This is a genomic window from Kutzneria sp. 744 (assembly GCF_000568255.1).
Taxonomy (GTDB): Bacteria; Actinomycetota; Actinomycetes; order Mycobacteriales; family Pseudonocardiaceae; genus Kutzneria.
This window is the reverse complement of the sequence record NZ_KK037166.1, coordinates 3,560,726-3,561,699: the sequence shown is the minus strand read 5'-3', so window position 1 is coordinate 3,561,699 and position 974 is coordinate 3,560,726. Positions and strand designations below refer to the sequence as shown.

At 68.6% G+C, this 974-nt stretch carries 1 protein-coding gene; it reads left to right on the top strand.

Features of this window, described 5'->3' with window-relative positions; translation table 11 throughout:
- The first annotated feature begins 129 nt into the window (after positions 1–129).
- Entirely contained in the window at positions 130–906 is a 777-nt protein-coding gene (locus KUTG_RS15900) for a mechanosensitive ion channel family protein (protein WP_084581151.1), read from the top strand.
- The last annotated feature ends 68 nt before the right edge of the window (positions 907–974 follow it).

The following is a 974-nucleotide window of genomic DNA, read 5'->3' as shown; positions in this document are numbered from 1 at the left end:
CCTCCCTCTCCCCGGTCCCCACCGGTATGTCCACTGTGGATCATCTCCGCCCGGACCGCCACGCGGTTCCCTCTTTCGTGCCAACCGTGTCGAGTTGCTCCACACAGGACGGTGCGAAACGATCCGGTGATGGGCGATCAACTCAGTCAGGGACTGGGCGACGCGTGGGCGCTGATCACCACGTTCGTGCCGAAGCTGGTGGGCTTTCTGCTTGTGCTGCTGGTCGGCTGGCTGGTGGCCAAGGCACTGAGCAAAGCGGTCGAGGTTCTGCTGGCCAAGACCGGCTTCGCCAGACTGGTGGAGCGGTCGGGGCTGGGCGGGCCGAAGTCGCCGGTGGACGCGGGCAAGCTGATCGTCCAGCTGGTCTTCTACTTCGTCATGCTGATCGCGCTGAACTACGCGTTCGCGGTGTTCGGCAACGGCAACCCGATCAGCGACCTGCTCAACCAGGTCATCGCCTACCTGCCGCGAGTGGTGGTGGCGATCATCCTGGTGCTGATCGCGTCGGCGATCGCCCGGGTGGTGCGCGCCCTGGTCACGGGTGCGCTGGCCGGCCGGCAGTACGGCCAGCTGCTGGGCACGGTGACATACGCCTTCCTGCTGGCGCTGGGGATCATCGCGGCGCTGAACCAGCTGGGCATCGCGACGACGGTGACGGAGCCGATCCTGATCTTCGCGCTGGCCACGGTCGGCGGCATCCTGGTCGTGGGTGTCGGCGGCGGCCTGGTGCGGCCGATGCAGTCACGGTGGGAGCACTGGCTGACCCGGGCCCAGGCCGAGGCGGCCAACCGGCCGGCCAACCCGGCGACGCACGACGCGCCCTGGGAGCGCAACCAGCCGCCGGGCTCGGACACGCCGACGCCGGCCGAGGGGTTCCCCCGTCCTGACCAATCGCCGCCCGAGTGAGCTAAATCCCTCCGGAATACCCGGCCCCGGGGCTTATGTTCTCTGGTTAGGAGACGTGCGCTCCGGGG

Coding starts and splice junctions, on each gene's coding strand:
- KUTG_RS15900 (WP_084581151.1), top strand. CDS start 130: ATGGGCGATCAACTCAGTCAGGGACTGGGCGACGCGTGGGCGCTGATC.